The organism is Acidovorax sp. HDW3 (assembly GCF_011303755.1).
Taxonomy (GTDB): domain Bacteria; phylum Pseudomonadota; class Gammaproteobacteria; order Burkholderiales; family Burkholderiaceae_C; genus Paenacidovorax.
This window is the reverse complement of sequence record NZ_CP049885.1, coordinates 2,835,586-2,849,746: the sequence shown is the minus strand read 5'-3', so window position 1 is coordinate 2,849,746 and position 14,161 is coordinate 2,835,586. Positions and strand designations below refer to the sequence as shown.

16 protein-coding genes are annotated in these 14,161 nt (G+C 68.9%); 5 read left to right on the top strand and 11 right to left on the bottom strand.

Annotated features, from left to right (window positions below; translation table 11 throughout):
• Positions 1–2 precede the first annotated feature (2 nt).
• From G7045_RS13195 to nadC, 3 genes are read right to left on the bottom strand one after another with little or no spacing between them, the layout of a single operon-like run.
• Complete coding sequence (locus G7045_RS13195; protein WP_166160049.1) at positions 3–1,031, bottom strand: peptidoglycan-binding protein; 1,029 nt, start codon at positions 1,029–1,031, stop codon at positions 3–5.
• A 42-nt stretch (positions 1,032–1,073) separates the two neighbouring features.
• Complete coding sequence (gene nadA, locus G7045_RS13190; RefSeq protein WP_166160048.1) at positions 1,074–2,189, bottom strand: quinolinate synthase NadA; 1,116 nt, start codon at positions 2,187–2,189, stop codon at positions 1,074–1,076.
• Complete coding sequence (nadC, locus tag G7045_RS13185; protein WP_240919231.1) at positions 2,186–3,058, bottom strand: carboxylating nicotinate-nucleotide diphosphorylase; 873 nt, start codon at positions 3,056–3,058, stop codon at positions 2,186–2,188. Before nadC ends, nadA begins: the two co-directional genes overlap by 4 nt.
• A gap of 64 nt (positions 3,059–3,122) precedes the next feature.
• On the opposite strand from nadC, the gene panB reads away from it, so the two are divergent.
• Together panB and panC are read left to right on the top strand one after the other, a co-directional pair.
• Positions 3,123–4,004: a 3-methyl-2-oxobutanoate hydroxymethyltransferase gene (gene panB, locus G7045_RS13180; protein ID WP_166160046.1), complete on the top strand. Its 882-nt coding sequence runs from the start codon at positions 3,123–3,125 to the stop codon at positions 4,002–4,004.
• A gap of 22 nt (positions 4,005–4,026) precedes the next feature.
• Entirely contained in the window at positions 4,027–4,869 is an 843-nt protein-coding gene (gene panC / locus G7045_RS13175) for a pantoate--beta-alanine ligase (protein WP_166160045.1), read from the top strand.
• Between the two features lie 3 nt (positions 4,870–4,872).
• On the opposite strand, the gene G7045_RS13170 is transcribed toward panC, so the two are convergent.
• From G7045_RS13170 to thiL, 3 genes are read right to left on the bottom strand one after another with little or no spacing between them, the layout of a single operon-like run.
• The gene (locus G7045_RS13170) at positions 4,873–5,394 is read right to left on the bottom strand and encodes a CinA family protein (RefSeq protein WP_166160044.1); all 522 of its coding nucleotides are present in this window, start codon (positions 5,392–5,394) and stop codon (positions 4,873–4,875) included.
• On the bottom strand, positions 5,391–5,927 hold the full coding sequence (locus tag G7045_RS13165; RefSeq protein WP_166160043.1) for a phosphatidylglycerophosphatase A: 537 nt from the start codon (positions 5,925–5,927) through the stop codon (positions 5,391–5,393). The genes G7045_RS13170 and G7045_RS13165 overlap by 4 nt, the downstream gene beginning before the upstream one ends.
• On the bottom strand, positions 5,924–6,910 hold the full coding sequence (thiL, locus tag G7045_RS13160; RefSeq protein WP_166160468.1) for a thiamine-phosphate kinase: 987 nt from the start codon (positions 6,908–6,910) through the stop codon (positions 5,924–5,926). Before thiL ends, G7045_RS13165 begins: the two co-directional genes overlap by 4 nt.
• 94 nt (positions 6,911–7,004) lie before the next feature.
• On the opposite strand from thiL, the gene G7045_RS13155 reads away from it, so the two are divergent.
• Entirely contained in the window at positions 7,005–7,412 is a 408-nt protein-coding gene (locus G7045_RS13155) for a hypothetical protein (RefSeq protein ID WP_166160042.1), read from the top strand.
• A gap of 9 nt (positions 7,413–7,421) precedes the next feature.
• Here the strand turns inward: G7045_RS13155 and G7045_RS13150 are convergent, their stop codons facing one another.
• From G7045_RS13150 to apaG, 4 genes are all read right to left on the bottom strand, one after another.
• Complete coding sequence (locus tag G7045_RS13150) at positions 7,422–8,549, bottom strand: YbdK family carboxylate-amine ligase (protein ID WP_166160041.1); 1,128 nt, start codon at positions 8,547–8,549, stop codon at positions 7,422–7,424.
• Complete coding sequence (locus G7045_RS13145; protein WP_166160040.1) at positions 8,546–9,796, bottom strand: cation:proton antiporter; 1,251 nt, start codon at positions 9,794–9,796, stop codon at positions 8,546–8,548. Before G7045_RS13145 ends, G7045_RS13150 begins: the two co-directional genes overlap by 4 nt.
• A gap of 67 nt (positions 9,797–9,863) precedes the next feature.
• Positions 9,864–11,834, bottom strand: a complete 1,971-nt coding sequence (locus tag G7045_RS13140) for a site-specific recombinase (RefSeq protein ID WP_166160039.1) — start codon at positions 11,832–11,834, stop codon at positions 9,864–9,866.
• Positions 11,834–12,232, bottom strand: a complete 399-nt coding sequence (apaG, locus tag G7045_RS13135) for a Co2+/Mg2+ efflux protein ApaG (RefSeq protein ID WP_166160038.1) — start codon at positions 12,230–12,232, stop codon at positions 11,834–11,836. Before apaG ends, G7045_RS13140 begins: the two co-directional genes overlap by 1 nt.
• A gap of 30 nt (positions 12,233–12,262) precedes the next feature.
• On the opposite strand from apaG, the gene rpe reads away from it, so the two are divergent.
• On the top strand, positions 12,263–12,943 hold the full coding sequence (gene rpe / locus G7045_RS13130) for a ribulose-phosphate 3-epimerase (protein WP_166160037.1): 681 nt from the start codon (positions 12,263–12,265) through the stop codon (positions 12,941–12,943).
• The gene (gene gph / locus G7045_RS13125; protein WP_166160036.1) at positions 12,940–13,641 is read left to right on the top strand and encodes a phosphoglycolate phosphatase; all 702 of its coding nucleotides are present in this window, start codon (positions 12,940–12,942) and stop codon (positions 13,639–13,641) included. The genes rpe and gph overlap by 4 nt, the downstream gene beginning before the upstream one ends.
• Before the next feature lie 13 nt (positions 13,642–13,654).
• Here gph and G7045_RS13120 read toward each other — a convergent pair whose 3' ends face one another.
• On the bottom strand, positions 13,655–14,110 hold the full coding sequence (locus tag G7045_RS13120; RefSeq protein ID WP_166160035.1) for a DUF2214 family protein: 456 nt from the start codon (positions 14,108–14,110) through the stop codon (positions 13,655–13,657).
• Positions 14,111–14,161: the final 51 nt, after the last annotated feature.

Here is a 14,161-nt window from a genome sequence, read left to right as displayed (position 1 = left end):
CCTTAATAGACCACCACCTTGTCGCCCACCTTCACCTGCTCGTACAGCCAGTGGGCCACCTGGTAGTCGCGCAGCTGGCTGCAGCCGTGCGAGCCGCCTTCGTAGCCGATCTGGTCGAAATCGTCAGAAAAATGGATGGCAACGTTGCCGTCGTAGAAGATGGCGTAGGGCATGGGCGTGCGCTCGCCAAAGATGGTGGAGATGGTGTCCCGGTTCATGTACCAGATGCGGTATGCGCCCTCGGGGCTTTCCCAGCCGGGGCGGGCAAAGCGTGCGGCGCGGGTGAACAGAATGCGCCCATCGACCACCAGCGACATTTTTTTCTGCGCCCGCGAGATGCACACCACCTTGCCTTGCTCGCAGCGCGGGTCCAGGATCTGCGTCTCGTCGCTCTCGGGCGGGGCGTTGAACAGCTGCGCGTAGCGCGGGCTGCGCGAGCGCGGCAGCAAGCGCGCCCAGGTGCGCTCGTCCATGACGGAGCTCGCCGGCAGGCCAACGCTGGTGCGAAACGCGGCAATGGCGGTGCGCGTGGCCGGGCTCAGGGCGCCGTCGAGCGCGCCTGTGTAGTGCCCTGTCTGGCGCAGGCGGTGCTGCAGTTCGAGCACATAACCGAGCTGCCCCGGGTTGACGAACCAGGGGCCGACGTCGGTGTTGGTGAGCTCTGCCGCCGTGGGCTCGTGCGAGACGGCGCGCAGCGCGTTCCAGCTGCCCTGGTCGAGCACGCCGGTCACGGGCAGCTCCTGGTCTTTCTGGAACTTGCGCAGCGCTTCGCGCGTACGGCCATCGAAGCGCTCGTGGGCGTCGTACTGCGCCAGGTATTTGGCGTGGCGCAGGCGAATTTGCAGCTCGCGCACCAACGGCGCCTGCATTTTGTGGCGCAGCGCCTGCGCCAAGGGCGCGGGGGCGCTGAAGGGGCGCGTGGCGGGCGCCAGTTCAGTGCTCAGGCGCAGGGGCTGGCCGGCATGGGCGGGGCCGGCCAGGGCGGCCAGCAAGGCGGTGGCAAGGGGAAGAAAGCGAAGGGGCCGATGCATGATGGCCCGGGATTATCCCGGGCCGGGCATGGCCCCTGGGTTTCAGGCCGCGCCCAGGTGCGCCACCAGGCTGCCCGGGGCCTGCCCGCTCTTGAGCGCAGCGGTAAAGGCCAACATGCGGTCAATGGGCTGGCGTGCGCGTGGGATCAGGGCGGCATCGACGTCGATGGCGTTGGCGCCCGTCTCCAGCACCCGCGCCACGTCGGCCAGGCCGTTCATCGCCATCCAGGGGCAGTGCGCGCAGCTCTTGCAGGTGGCGCTGTTGCCGGCGGTGGGCGCTTCGTAGAACACCTTGCCGGGGTTGAGCTGGCGCAGCTTGTGCATCATGCCGTTGTCGGTGGCGACGATGAACTCGCGCGCATCGAGCTCGCGCGCGGCCTTCAGGATGGCGCTGGTCGAGCCCACGGCGTCGGCCAGGGCGATGACCTCGGCGGGGCTCTCCGGATGCACCAGCACCTTGGCCTGGGGGTGTGCGCGCTTCAAGTCTTCGAGCTCAAACGCCTTGAACTCGTCGTGCACGATGCAGGCGCCACTCCAGAACACCATGTCGGCGCCGGTTTGCTGCTGGATGTAGCTGCCCAGGTGGCGGTCGGGCGCCCAGAGGATTTTTTGCCCTGCGTCTTTGAGGGCGCGCACGATGTCGAGCGCGCAGCTCGACGTCACCAGCCAGTCGGCACGCGCCTTCACGGCGGCGCTGGTGTTGGCATAGACCACCACGGTGCGATCGGGGTGCGCGTCGCAAAAGGCGCTGAACTCGGGTGCGGGGCAGCCCAAATCGAGCGAGCAGGTCGCGTCCAGGTCGGGCATGAGCACGGTTTTTTCCGGGCTCAAAATTTTGGCCGTCTCGCCCATGAACTTCACGCCGCTGACCACCAGCGTTTGCGCCGCATGGTCGCGGCCAAAGCGCGCCATCTCCAGCGAATCGCTGACGATGCCGCCGGTTTCCTCGGCCAAATCCTGCAGATCGGGGTGCACGTAGTAGTGCGACACCATGACGGCGTTTTTCTCTTTGAGCAGGCGGCGGATTTTGTCTTTGAGCTGCGCGCGCTCGCTGGGCGAGGGCTCGGGCGGCACGCGTGCCCAGGCGTGGCGGGTAGAGCAGACGGCGCCGGCCTCGGGCTGCTCGTACTCGACTTGCTTGATGGCGACGGTGTTCATGCCAGCTCCTGGATGCGCATGGAGAAGTCGGTCGCCTTCACGTCCTTGGTAAGGCCGCCGATCGAGATGCGATCGACCCCGGTTTCGGCCAGGGCGCGCAGGCCGTCGAGCGTCACGCCGCCGGAAATTTCCAAAATGGCACGCCCGGCGTTGAGCTGCACCGCCTCGCGCAGCGTCGGCAGGGGCATGTTGTCGAGCAGCACCATCTTGGCGCCGGCGTCCAGCGCCTCGCGCAGCTGCGCCAGGGTTTCGACCTCGATCTCGATGAACGCTGCCTGCGCCGCCACGGCCTCGGTGGCGCGCAGCACGGCGGCCACGCCACCGGCGGCGGCGATGTGGTTTTCCTTGATGAGCACGGCGTCAAACAGGCCAATGCGGTGGTTCACGCCGCCGCCCACGCCCACGGCGTACTTTTGCGCCAGGCGCAGGCCGGGGATGGTCTTGCGCGTATCGACGATGGCCGCGCGCGTGCCCTTGACCGCCTCCACGTAGGTGGCCGTCTTGGTCGCCACGGCGGACAAAAGCTGCAAAAAATTCAGCGCCGTGCGCTCGGCCGAGAGCAGGGCGCGCGCCTCGCCCTCGATCTCCAGCACCACCTGGTCGGCAGCGCAGCGCTGGCCCTCGGCCACATGCCAGGTCAGTTGCACGGCGGGGTCGAGCGCGCGCAGCGCCGCCTCGGCCCAGGGGGCGCCGCAGATCACGGCGGCTTCGCGCGCCAGGATGCGCGCCTTGGCGCGGCGCGCGGCGGGCACCAGGGCGGCGGTCAGGTCGCCGCTGCCCAGGTCTTCTTGCAGGGCCCGCGCAACGTCTTGGTGCACCTGGGCGGCGATGGATGGAGGAGTCATCACGGTTTCACAGGGGTTTTTCATGGGGGGCATAAGGATAGCCGCATGGCATAGACTCGCGCCCATTGCCTTCAGTACCCCTTTCGCCATGACCAGCACCACCGCCCAGCCGGGCACGCCCTACGGCACCTTGCCCCCCGCCTCGCCGCTGCCCCAGCGCCGCCCCATCAGCCTGCCGCGCCTGGCGCAGATGCGCGCGGCAGGCGAAAAAATCACCATGCTCACCGCCTACGACGCCACCTTTGCCGCCGTGGCCGATGCGGCGGGCGTGGAAACCATCCTCGTTGGCGACTCGCTGGGCATGGTCTGCCAGGGCCTGCCCAGCACCGTCGGCGTGTCGCTCGACACCATGGCCTACCACACCGAGAGCGTGGCGCGCGGCGTGCGCCGCGTGCAGGGCACGGCCTGGATCGTGGCCGACCTGCCCTTTGGCAGCTACCACGAGTCGCGCGAACAGGCCCTGCGCAGCGCCACCCGCCTGATGCAGGCGGGCGCGCACATGGTCAAGCTCGAAGGCGGCGGCTGGACGGCGCCGACGGTGCAGTTCCTGGTCGAGCGCGGCATCCCCGTTTGTGCCCACCTGGGCCTGACGCCGCAGACCGTGCACGCCCTGGGCGGCTACCGTGTGCAGGGCAAGGGCGACGCTGCCGCCGCCGAGCTGCGCCGCCATGCGCTGCAATTGCAAGACGCCGGCGCCGCCATGCTGGTGCTGGAGATGGTGCCCGCCGCCCTGTCGGCCCAGCTCACGCAGGAGCTGGTGCACTGCCACACCATCGGCATCGGCGCCGGCCAGGGCACGGCCGGCCAGGTGCTGGTGCTGCACGACATGCTGGGCATGAACCTGGGCAAAATGCCGCGCTTCGTGCACAACTTCATGCAGGACGCGGGCAGCGTCAAGGGCGCCATGGCGGCCTACGTGCAGGCCGTGAAGAACGGCAGCTTCCCGGACGACGCCGTGCACGCCTGGTAATTTTTGTTCGTTGGTTTTTCCCATGCAAATCGTTCACACCATCGCCGACCTGCGCGCCGCCCTGGCCGGGCGCGGTCGCCCCGCTTTCGTGCCCACCATGGGCAATCTGCACGCCGGCCACCTGGCCCTGGTGCGCCAGGCCAAGCCCCTGGGCGACGTCATGGTCGCCAGCATCTTCGTCAACCGGCTGCAGTTCCTGCCGCACGAAGACTTCGACAGCTATCCGCGCACCCTGCAGGACGATGCCGACAAGCTCGCCGCCGCCGGCTGCGACGTGCTCTTTGCGCCCAGCGAAAAAGACCTCTACCCCGAGCCGCAGACCTTCAAGCTGCAGCCCGACCCGCAGCTGGCCGACATCCTGGAAGGGCATTTCCGCCCCGGCTTCTTCACCGGCGTGTGCACCGTGGTGATGAAGCTCTTTGCCTGTGTCTTTGCCGGCGGCCCGGGCGTGGCCGTGTTCGGCAAGAAGGACTACCAGCAGCTGATGGTGCTGCGGCGCATGGCGGCGCAGTTCGCGCTGCCGGTGCAGATCGTCGCCGGCGACATCTGCCGCGCCGATGACGGCCTGGCCCTGAGCTCGCGCAACGGCTACCTCGGCGCAGCTGAGCGCGCCCAGGCGGTGCAGCTGCGCCAGGCGCTGCAGGCGCTGGCGGCGCAGGCGCTGCAACCCGGCGCCGACCTGGCCCAGGCCGAAGCCCAGGCGCTGGCAGCGCTGCAGCGCCAGGGCTGGCAGCCGGACTACCTCACCGTGCGCCAGCGCAGCAACCTGCAGCCGCCCAGCGGCGCGCTGCAGGCCGGCACCTTGGTGGCGCTGGCTGCCGCCCGCCTGGGCAGCACGCGGCTGATCGACAACCTGGAATTTTGAAAATTAAGCCGCCTGCAATAGCGCGTGCAGGCGCTGCAGGCTGTGCCCCAGCGTCTGCGCCCGCACCTGGGCGCGGCTGCCGCTGAACTGGCGGCTTTCGCTGTGCGTGCGCCCGGCCACGCACCAGGCGAACCACACCAGGCCCACGGGCTTGTCCGGCGTGGCGCCGCCGGGGCCGGCAATGCCCGTCACCGCCAGGCTGACCTGGGCCGGCGAATGCGCCAGCGCGCCCTCGGCCATGGCGCGCGCCACGGCCTCGCTGACGGCGCCCTCGGCGGCGATGAGCGCCGGCGGCACGCCCAGCAGCTCGCTCTTGGCGGCGTTGGCGTAGCTGACGAAGCCACGCTCGAACCACAGGCTCGATCCCGCCAGCTCGGTGCAGGCGGCGGCGATCAGGCCGCCGGTGCAGCTCTCGGCGCTCGCCAGCATCCAGCCGCGTGCCTGCAAGGTGCTGGAAATATCAGCCAAAACGGCCTCTAGCGCTTGTCCATCCAGCGTGAGTAGCTCCTGAAAAGAGAGCATCATGCCACCCAAAAACGCCACAGCGCCAGCACCAGCAGGGTGCAGAAGGCGGCGACGAAGTCGTCAAACAAAATGCCCCAGCCGCCGCGCCAGCCAAAGCCCTTGAAGGACTGGTCGGCCCAGCGCACCGGGCCGGGCTTGGCGGCGTCGAAGAAGCGAAACAGGGCAAAGGCCGCCAGCTGAGCCCACCAGCCCATGGGCATGGCCAGCCACAGCACCAGCCAGAAGGCGACGACCTCGTCCCAGACGACGCAGCCCGGGTCGGATACGCCCAGGTGGCGCGCTGTGAGCGTGCAGGCCCACCAGCCGATGGCGGTCGATGCCAGCAGCAGCAGGCCGATGCCCGCAGGCCAGAGCAGCTCTTGCAGCAGCAAAAAACTGGCCCAGCCCCAGAGCGTGCCAAAAGTGCCCGGCGCCTTGGGCGCCAGGCCGCTGCCAAAGCCCAGGGCGATGAGGTGCGCCGGGTGGGAGAAAAGAAAGGCGCGGTCGGCGCGTCGGGGGGCGGCCCCGGGTGGGGGCGATGCAGGCAGTGTCATGGGGCGAAATGGTCAAACGAGGCGTGGCGCAGCGGCTGCAGCTGGCCCTGCGCATCCCACAGGCGCAGGCCGGGCTGGGCGCTGGTGGTGCCAATGCGGGTGACGGCCACGCCGCAGTCGGCGCCCGCCTGCAGCACGGCGCTGCGCTGCGCTGCCGGGGCGGTAAAAACCAGCTCGTAGTCGTCGCCGCCGGCGAGGGTGCATTGTTGCCGCAAATCAGAGTCAAAACAGGCGCTAGCGCCCGTAAATAAAGCGTGAGCAGCTATCAATTTTGATGTTTGTGTGAGATCGATGTCGGCCCCCACGCCGCTGGCGCGCAGCAGGTGGTTGAGGTCGCCGAGCAGGCCGTCGCTCACGTCCAGCGCGGCGCTGGCGACGCCGCGCAGCACCTGCCCCAGGGCCACGCGCGGCGTTGGCCGCTCCAGGCGCAGGCGCGCGGCGGCCAGGGCCGTGGGCGGCAGCTTGATCTCGCCCTGCAGCGCCAGCAGCGCCAGGCGGGCGTCGCCGAGCTGGCCGCTGACCCAGATGTCGTCGCCAGCGGCCGCGCCGCTGCGCAGCAGGGCCTGGCCGGCGGGCACTTCGCCAAAGACGGTGATGCACAGGTTGAGCGGCCCGCGCGTGGTGTCGCCGCCCATCAAGGTGCAGCCATGGGCGTCGGCCAGCGCCAGCAGGCCGCGCGCGAACGCCGCCAGCCAGGGCGCGTCCAGCGCCGGCAGCGCCAGCGCCAGGGTGAAGGCCAGCGGCCGCGCGCCGCAGGCGGCCAGGTCCGACAGGTTCACGGCCAGCGCCTTGTGGCCCAGGCCCTCGGGGTCGGTGTCGGCAAAAAAATGCCGCCCGGCCACCAGCATGTCGCTTGAGACCGCCAGCTGCATCCCCGGCCGGGGCGTGAGCAGCGCGCAATCGTCGCCCACGCCCAGCGCCACCGCGCCGCCGGTGGGGACGGGGCGGGTGAAATAGCGTGCAATCAGGTCAAACTCTCCCATGGCGGCAAGCATAGGCTATCGTCCGCCCCCTTGTTGCCGCGCGGCAAAAGCAGGATATTGAAAACCTTCTGCCACCGTTTTTTCTGGAGGTTGTATGGCCATCCCTCTTGCACGCATTGCCGCCGCAGCGGCCAGCGCATCCTGCCTGGCCCTGCTCGCCCTGCCCGGCGCCAGCTGGGCCGAGGGCAAGAACCCGTTCGTCGGCCAGTGGAGCGTCGGCTGGACGGGCTCGGCCGGGGCGCAGCAGGCCGACCTGGATTTGACCGACAAGGGCGGCTACTGGAAGACGCTGAACGCGCCCAAGGACGACCCCTGCAGCAGCCGCGAGGTGCCGGTGCGCTACGACCTGGTGGGCAGCCAGGAGATCAGCCTGACGGTGCTGTTCTCCGTCATGCAGCAGGGCTGCAAGGACAGCAAGGTGAACCTGGTGCGCTACGCCGATGGCCGCGTCTCCGGCCTCGCCAGCGGCGGCCAGGCGCTGGCGGTGCAGCGCAAAAATTAGCCCCACCGCCTAGCCCACCGCCTGGCCCCGAAAGCGCAGCGCCGCCTGGCGGCTGACCTCGGCGAGCTGCTGCTCGTGCTGCTGGCGCTGGCGCAGCCAGCGGGCGTCGTTCTGGCCCTGCGCCACCTCGCGCGCCAGGTGGTCGAGCGCCGCCTGGGTGCCGTAGGCGCTGCCGTGCACGGCAATGCGCTCCAAGGTGTGCAGCAGGTGCTCGCGCAGCGGCAGGTGCGCTCCGCTGGCGGGATCGACGTAGACCGCATCGAGCCCGAAACGGCAGGCCTGGAAACGGTTGTAGGTGTAGACGAGGTAGTCGTCCTCCTGCGGCACAAAGGGCTGCTCGGCCAGGAACCAGGCTGCCAGCGCCTGCACGAAGCCGGCCAGGGCGGCGGCGCGCTCGATCGACAGCGGCGTGTCGAAGACGCGGATCTCGATGGTGCCGAACTCGGGCTTGGGGCGGATGTCCCAGTAAAAATCCTTCATGCTCTTGACGACGCCGGTGCGTGTCATTTTCTCGAAGTACTGGCCAAATTCGTCCCAGGTGAGCAGGCAGGGCGCGCGGCCTGACAGCGGGAAGGCAAACACCGAATTGAGCCGCGCCGAGTCGAACTGCGTGTCCTGCCCCTGCACGAAGGGGCTCGACGCCGACAGCGCGATGCAGTGCGGAATGAAGCGGCTCATGCGGTGCAGCATGAGCAGCGCCTCGTCCGCGCTCGGGCAGCCGATGTGCACGTGCTGGCCGAAGATGGTGAACTGCTTGGACAGGTAGCCGTAGAGCTGCGACAGCTCCTGAAAGCGCGGCTTGTCGTAGATGCGCCGCTCGTGCCACTGCTGGAAGGGGTGGGTGCCGCCGCCGGCGACCGCGATGTTGAGCTTGTCGGCGCAGGCCACCAGCGCGTCGCGAATCGGCGTGAGCTGCGCCAGCACCTCGGCGCTGCTGTGGCAGATGCCGGTGGAGACTTCGATCATGCTGTTCGTCATCTCCGGCACGACGCTGCCGGGCAGGGGGATTTTCTGCATCAGGCGCAGCATGTCGGCGGCGTAGGGCGCCAGGTCGTAGTCGTGGGTGTTGAGCAGCTGCAGTTCCAGCTCGACCCCGAGCGACAACGCCTCGGAGGCGTGAAAAGGTTCCAGGCTCATGGTGCGTTGCCTTTCGTCTGGCGTTGCGTGCGCCCCCAGGGCCAGATGCCCTCGCCGGCACGGTACAGGGCCCAGGTCACGAGCACGGCCCCGACCAGTTCCATCAACAAAATCGCGGGCAAGGCGATGGCTGCCAGCGCCGGCCCACTCTCGGGCAGCGCCAGCACCAGCTGCGAGGCGATGAGCAGCGCCACCGCCGATAGCGGCGTCATGGCCGCCCCCAGCCACAGCGCCTGGCGCGCACTGGTGCCGCTGCCGATATGGCCCAGCCCCACGCCGCAGGCCTTGGCCAGCAGCCTTGCGCCCAGCAGTGCCAGTACCAGGGTCGCCACCGCCATGCTCCACGGCGCCTGCGCGGCCACGCAGGAGACGAGCACGAACATGAGCATGGTCACCAGCGACAGCACGGGCCCGAGCTGGCGCTGCCAGGCCCAGGGGCGTGGCCAGCGGTGCTTGACGATCATGCCGGCGAGCAAAGCCGCCAGCGGCGCCGAGCCCCCCAGGTGCGCAGCCAGGGCCGACAGGGCCGCCACCAGGCTCAGCAGAAACAGCGCCCCGCTTTCGCTGCCTGGGCTCATTAAGCGCAGGGCGGCGCGCAGCAGCACGGCCAGAGTCAGGGCGCTGGCGATCGACACGCCCAGCACCACCAGCACCGCTGCCAGGGCGTCCAGTGCACTGGCATCGGGGCGGCGCACCCAGGCCGCGCCGGCGGTGGCCAGGGCCAGGGCGTAGAGCGTGGACAGGGTGGACAAGGTGATGGCGCGCTCCGTCACCGGCCCCCCGGCGTGGCACTCGTGCACCACGCGGGTGAGCACGGTGGGCGAGGCGGCCATGGCCACCACCGCCAGCGCTGCGGCCACCGGCACGCTCTGGCCCAGCCACAGCAGCAACTGGTACACCAGCAGCGCGCTCAGTGCCGCCTCCAGCAGGCTTTGCACCAGCACCATGGGGTTGTGGCGAAACCAGCGCAGGGCAATGCGCCCGCCGGCATCGAACAGCACCAGCGAAACCCCGAATTCGAGCAAAAACAAGCCCATGCCCTGCAGCGGCCAGAGCACACCGCCAAACCCCGCCCAGCCCGCCAGGGTGCCAACCAGGGAATAGCCGACGATTTTGGGCAAACCGCTGTAGCGCTGCAGCAGGTGCCCGACCAGCGCGGCACACGCCAGCAGCAAAGACCATTGCACCGTGGGCAACCCGGCTGAAGGGCGCAGCCACTGCGCCCACAAATCCCACCATTCGTTCATGCAGACATCCTTTCAGCGCTGCACCATACCAGCGCTGGGTGCGGGTACCTGCAAGGCTGAAAGGGGTTTACGGCAGGAAAAAGCCCAGCGGCTGCTGGCGCAGGCGCTGGCGCAGGGCCTGGTAGATGCGCCCGCGCTCGACGCCGCTGACGTTGTGCGCGCGCAGCGCCAGGCGGAAGGCGAGGTAAAAACTCACGCCGACGTTGAGCGCGCCGTTGAACGGGATCATGGCCGCCGCCCACCACAGCGCCGGCTCGTGCAGCACGGCCCAGCCCAGGCTGGCGCCGGCGACGCCGATCTGGCCGGTGGACAGGGTGACGTGGCGCACCTCCAGCCCCAGGCCGAAGAAGGCGGCAAAGGCCGGCGTCAGGCCCAGCATGAAGCCCAGCGAGATGTTGGCGGCGTAGCCCGAGATATTGGCGCGCAGCGATGGGGCCCAGCGTGCGGCGCGTTCGCGCCCGAGCCAGGCGGTGATGCGCGGGTTGTACTGAATGGCCGAATCGAGCCGGTTGAGCACAAACCAGTTCTCCACCCAGCCGGCGAGGATGCTCGACGCAAACAGCAGCACCCCGGTGAAGGCGGCAAACAGCAGCGACGGCCCCCACAGGCTCAGCGACTGCAGGGTGTGCTGGGCGTGTTCCGCGTCCAGCGCCGGCTGGCCGCGCCAGAGCCCGATCAGCCAGGCGAGCAAGAATGCGCAGGGCAGCACCAGCAGCACGTTGCCGAGCACGGCGGCCACCTGCGAGCGCACCAGCTGCGTGACTTTGTCCACGAATTCTTCGATGGCGGTTGCGTCTTCCAGGTTTTTCAGCTTGGCCGCCATGGCCGGCGCCGTCATCGCCGGCTGCTTGGTGGCCACGGTGAAGTGCAGCAGCTGGATGAGCACGAAGCTGATGGCGTAGTTCAGCCCGGCGGCAAAGCCGGCCCAGAAGGCCGACAGCGCCAGCGCGTACAGGCCGAACTTGGCCAGCGTCGTCAAGGCCATGACGGCGCCGCCGCCAGCGGCCATGCGCACCATGGAGAAATATTCGCTGCGGTCGCGGGTGATGTAGTGCTCGCCCGTCTCAGCGCTGCGCTCGGCCACCTTGGCGGCCACCAGCGAGCTGTTGGCGGCGATCAGCGCGCCCAGGCTGTGGCGCTCGCGCCCGACTTGCACCAGGCGTGCCAGCAGCTGCGCGGCGGCGCTCGCCGGTTGTGGCGAGAGCAGGCAATCGAGCAGCGCGCGCACACGCAGGATGCGCTCGCGCAGCTGGCGCAGGCGAAACACCAGGCCGACGGAGATGCCTTCGTCGCCAAAGTGCTGGTACACGGTGTTGACGGCGCTGCGGCAGGCGTCCAGGCGCTCGCGCAGGCGCTGCACAGCGGTGTCCTGGCGCTCGCCGGTGCGCAGTGGGTGCAGCACCTCGACGCGCAGGGTTTCAATCTCGCGCAGCAGGGCGTGAAAGGGCTGGGCCTCGCGTGCGGCCTCGCTCATGCGCAGGCGCAGTTCGGGCGCAAAGCCGTTGGCCAGCATCTGCCCGGCGCAGTAGGTGATGGCGTCGAGCAGCACGGCCTGCCAGCGCTGGCGGCTGCCCTCGCCCTCGTTGCCCGTCAGCAGCACCACCAGGGCCTGCAGCGGTTCTTCGCCCAGGGATGTCAGCCATTGGGCGTCGAACGGCTTGTGCAGCGCCAGGGCGAACAGCTCCGAGGCGTCTATGGTCTCGGGTGTGGTCGGCATCAGCTTGCTGCGCAGGCGTGCCGAAAATTCACTCAAAAACGCCGTGCGCGGGGCAAAGCCAAAGTCGGCGAGCAAGGTGGTCATGTCCACGCTATCGACCAGCTGCGCCCACCAGGCTTGCAGGCGCGCCTGTGCATCGGCGTCGGCCTGCAGGCTGTGGATGAGCAGTTGCAGGCGGTCGCGGGCGGCGCTCACCGTGTGGCCGTCGCCGCGCACCCAGGCGCACAGGTGGATCAGCCACAGGTGGCGCTCGGCCATGGGGGCGTTGGGTTGGAGCTGCGCCAGCAGCTGCGGCAAGTCAAGCGGTGGGGGGCGAAACATCAGTGCAAAACCCTTTCGCGCAGGGGGCCGTCGTCCATCGAGGCTTCGAGTACGAACAGCGGGATGGGTACGGCAAACACCTCGCCCTGGTCGCTCACGCCCAGGTAGCTGCCATGCATGGTGCCGCTGGCCGTGCGCAGGTGGCAGCCGCTGGTGTAGCGAAACGTCTCGCCCGGTGCCAGCAGCGGCTGCTGGCCGACCAGGCCCAGGCCGCGCACCTCCTCGGTGTGGCCCTGGGCGTCGCTCACGAGCCAGTGGCGCGCGATCAGCTGCGCCGGCACGGCGCTGCGGTTGGTGATGGTGATGGTGTAGGCAAAGGCGTATTGCCCGGCGCTGGGGTCGGATTGCTCGGGCAGGTACTCGGGCTGCACCTGCACCAGAAAGTCGTAGGACGGCATCCGGCAATGGTAACTGCGACAATTGACGCCATGAGCCGCACTTTCCGCATTGCCCCCTCCATCCTCTCGGCCGACTTTGCCCGCCTGGGCGAAGAGGTGAAAAACGTCCTCGCCGCCGGCGCCGACTGGATTCATTTCGACGTCATGGACAACCACTACGTGCCCAACCTGACGTTTGGCCCCATGGTCTGCCAGGCGCTGAAAAAGCACGCCGTTTACCCCGACGGCCGCCCTGCGCCCATCGACGTGCACCTCATGGTGCAGCCCGTCGATGCCCTGGCTGGCGCCTTTGCCCAGGCCGGCGCCGACCTGATCAGCTTTCACCCCGACGCCTCGGCGCACGTGCACCGCAGCATCCAGGCCATCAAGGCCGCCGGCTGCCAGGTGGGGCTGACCTTCAACCCGGCCATGCCGCTTGACGTGCTCGACTGGGTGATCGACGACCTCGACCTGATCTTGCTCATGAGCGTCAACCCCGGCTTTGGCGGCCAGAGCTTTATTGAGAGCACGCTGCGCAAGACCGAGGCCGTGCGCCGGCGCATCGAGGCCTGCGGCAAAGACATTCGCCTGGAGATCGACGGCGGCATCAAGGCCGACAACATCCGCCGCGTGGCCGACGCCGGGGCCGACACCTTCGTCGCCGGCAGCGCCATCTTTGGCCAGAGCGACTACAAGGCCGTGATCGACGCCATGCGCGCGCAGCTGGCATGAGCGCCTCGCCCTGGGCCGGGCGGCTCGATGCCGCCATGGTCGATCTCGACGGCACACTGGTCGATACCCTGGGCGACTTTCACGCCGCCCTCAACCGGATGCTGGCCGAGCTGCAGCTGCCGGCCATTGCCGCCAGCGCCATCGAGTCCATGGTCGGCAAGGGCTCGGAGCACCTCATTGAATCGGTGCTAAAACACGCTCTAGCCCTTGATGGGCAAGCGCAAGCAGCTATCAAAATAGAAGCAATCTACCCTGCCGCCTGGGACAGCTACCAGCGCCACTACGCCGCCATCAACGGCGAGTTTTCCCGCGTCTACCCCGGTGTGCCCGAGGGCCTGCACAGCCTGCGCAGCGCCGGCCTGCGCCTGGCCTGCCTGACGAACAAGCCGCAGGTGTTTGCCGAAGGGCTGCTGCGCACCAAGGGGCTCGATGGCTTTTTCGACCATGTCTTTGGCGGCGACGCCTTTGCGCGCAAAAAGCCCGATCCGCTGCCGCTCTTGCAAACCTGCGCCGCCCTGGGCACGCCGCCTGCGCGCACGCTGATGCTCGGTGACTCGGGCAACGACGCCCAGGCTGCGCGCGCCGCCGGCTGCCCGGTGCTGCTGGTCGATTACGGCTACAACCACGGCCAGCCCATCACCAGCGTGGACGCCGACGGTTATCTGCAGCACATTGGCGACTGGTGCCAGCCGCAGTAATGCAGTAAAGAGGCTAGCGCGTGCCGATGCCGCGCGCCAGCAGCACGCCCAGCAGCGGCAGCAGCACCAGGGCGTGGGCCTCGATCATCACCAGGCGGCGCGTGGCGCGCAGGGCTTCGGCGCTGGGCAGTGCGCCCGTGGCGCGCAGCGTGCGGCGCCACTGCAAAAAGCGCCGCGTTGGCAGCAGCGACAGCAGCGCCACCAGCACGAACAGCGTCAGCTTGGCGTGCAGCAGCGGCTGCGCCCAGTACCAGTCGGCGCCTTTCATGCCCCAGTAGCTGCGCGCCAGGCCCGAGGCCAGCACGCACAGCGCCGAAATGCCCCACAGCAAATCAAGGCGCACCAGGCGCTCGACCACGGCGGCGTTCATCCACTCGGCGCGGCACAGCGCGGTTTCACTGGCCAAAAAAGTCACGGCCATGAGGATGGCCAGGATGTGGCCATAGGCCAGCAGGGCTTCAAGGGGCATGGGGAAAACGGGGTTAAAAACAGGGGAAGGAGGGCAGGGCCGCCATCCTAG

Bases quoted from the DNA above. Each gene is read 5' to 3' on its own strand.
- G7045_RS13170 (WP_166160044.1), bottom strand. From the start codon at position 5,394: ATGATGCTCTCTTTTCAGGAGCTACTCACGCTGGATGGACAAGCGCTA.
- thiL (WP_166160468.1), bottom strand. From the start codon at position 6,910: ATGGGAGAGTTTGACCTGATTGCACGCTATTTCACCCGCCCCGTCCCC.
- nadA (WP_166160048.1), bottom strand. From the start codon at position 2,189: ATGAACACCGTCGCCATCAAGCAAGTCGAGTACGAGCAGCCCGAGGCC.
- G7045_RS13195 (WP_166160049.1), bottom strand. From the start codon at position 1,031: ATGCATCGGCCCCTTCGCTTTCTTCCCCTTGCCACCGCCTTGCTGGCC.
- G7045_RS13150 (WP_166160041.1), bottom strand. From the start codon at position 8,549: ATGAGCCTGGAACCTTTTCACGCCTCCGAGGCGTTGTCGCTCGGGGTC.
- G7045_RS13120 (WP_166160035.1), bottom strand. From the start codon at position 14,110: ATGCCCCTTGAAGCCCTGCTGGCCTATGGCCACATCCTGGCCATCCTC.
- G7045_RS13140 (WP_166160039.1), bottom strand. From the start codon at position 11,834: ATGTTTCGCCCCCCACCGCTTGACTTGCCGCAGCTGCTGGCGCAGCTC.
- panC (WP_166160045.1), top strand. From the start codon at position 4,027: ATGCAAATCGTTCACACCATCGCCGACCTGCGCGCCGCCCTGGCCGGG.
- apaG (WP_166160038.1), bottom strand. From the start codon at position 12,232: ATGCCGTCCTACGACTTTCTGGTGCAGGTGCAGCCCGAGTACCTGCCC.
- nadC (WP_240919231.1), bottom strand. From the start codon at position 3,058: ATGAAAAACCCCTGTGAAACCGTGATGACTCCTCCATCCATCGCCGCC.
- G7045_RS13145 (WP_166160040.1), bottom strand. From the start codon at position 9,796: ATGAACGAATGGTGGGATTTGTGGGCGCAGTGGCTGCGCCCTTCAGCC.
- gph (WP_166160036.1), top strand. From the start codon at position 12,940: ATGAGCGCCTCGCCCTGGGCCGGGCGGCTCGATGCCGCCATGGTCGAT.
- rpe (WP_166160037.1), top strand. From the start codon at position 12,263: ATGAGCCGCACTTTCCGCATTGCCCCCTCCATCCTCTCGGCCGACTTT.
- panB (WP_166160046.1), top strand. From the start codon at position 3,123: ATGACCAGCACCACCGCCCAGCCGGGCACGCCCTACGGCACCTTGCCC.
- G7045_RS13165 (WP_166160043.1), bottom strand. From the start codon at position 5,927: ATGACACTGCCTGCATCGCCCCCACCCGGGGCCGCCCCCCGACGCGCC.
- G7045_RS13155 (WP_166160042.1), top strand. From the start codon at position 7,005: ATGGCCATCCCTCTTGCACGCATTGCCGCCGCAGCGGCCAGCGCATCC.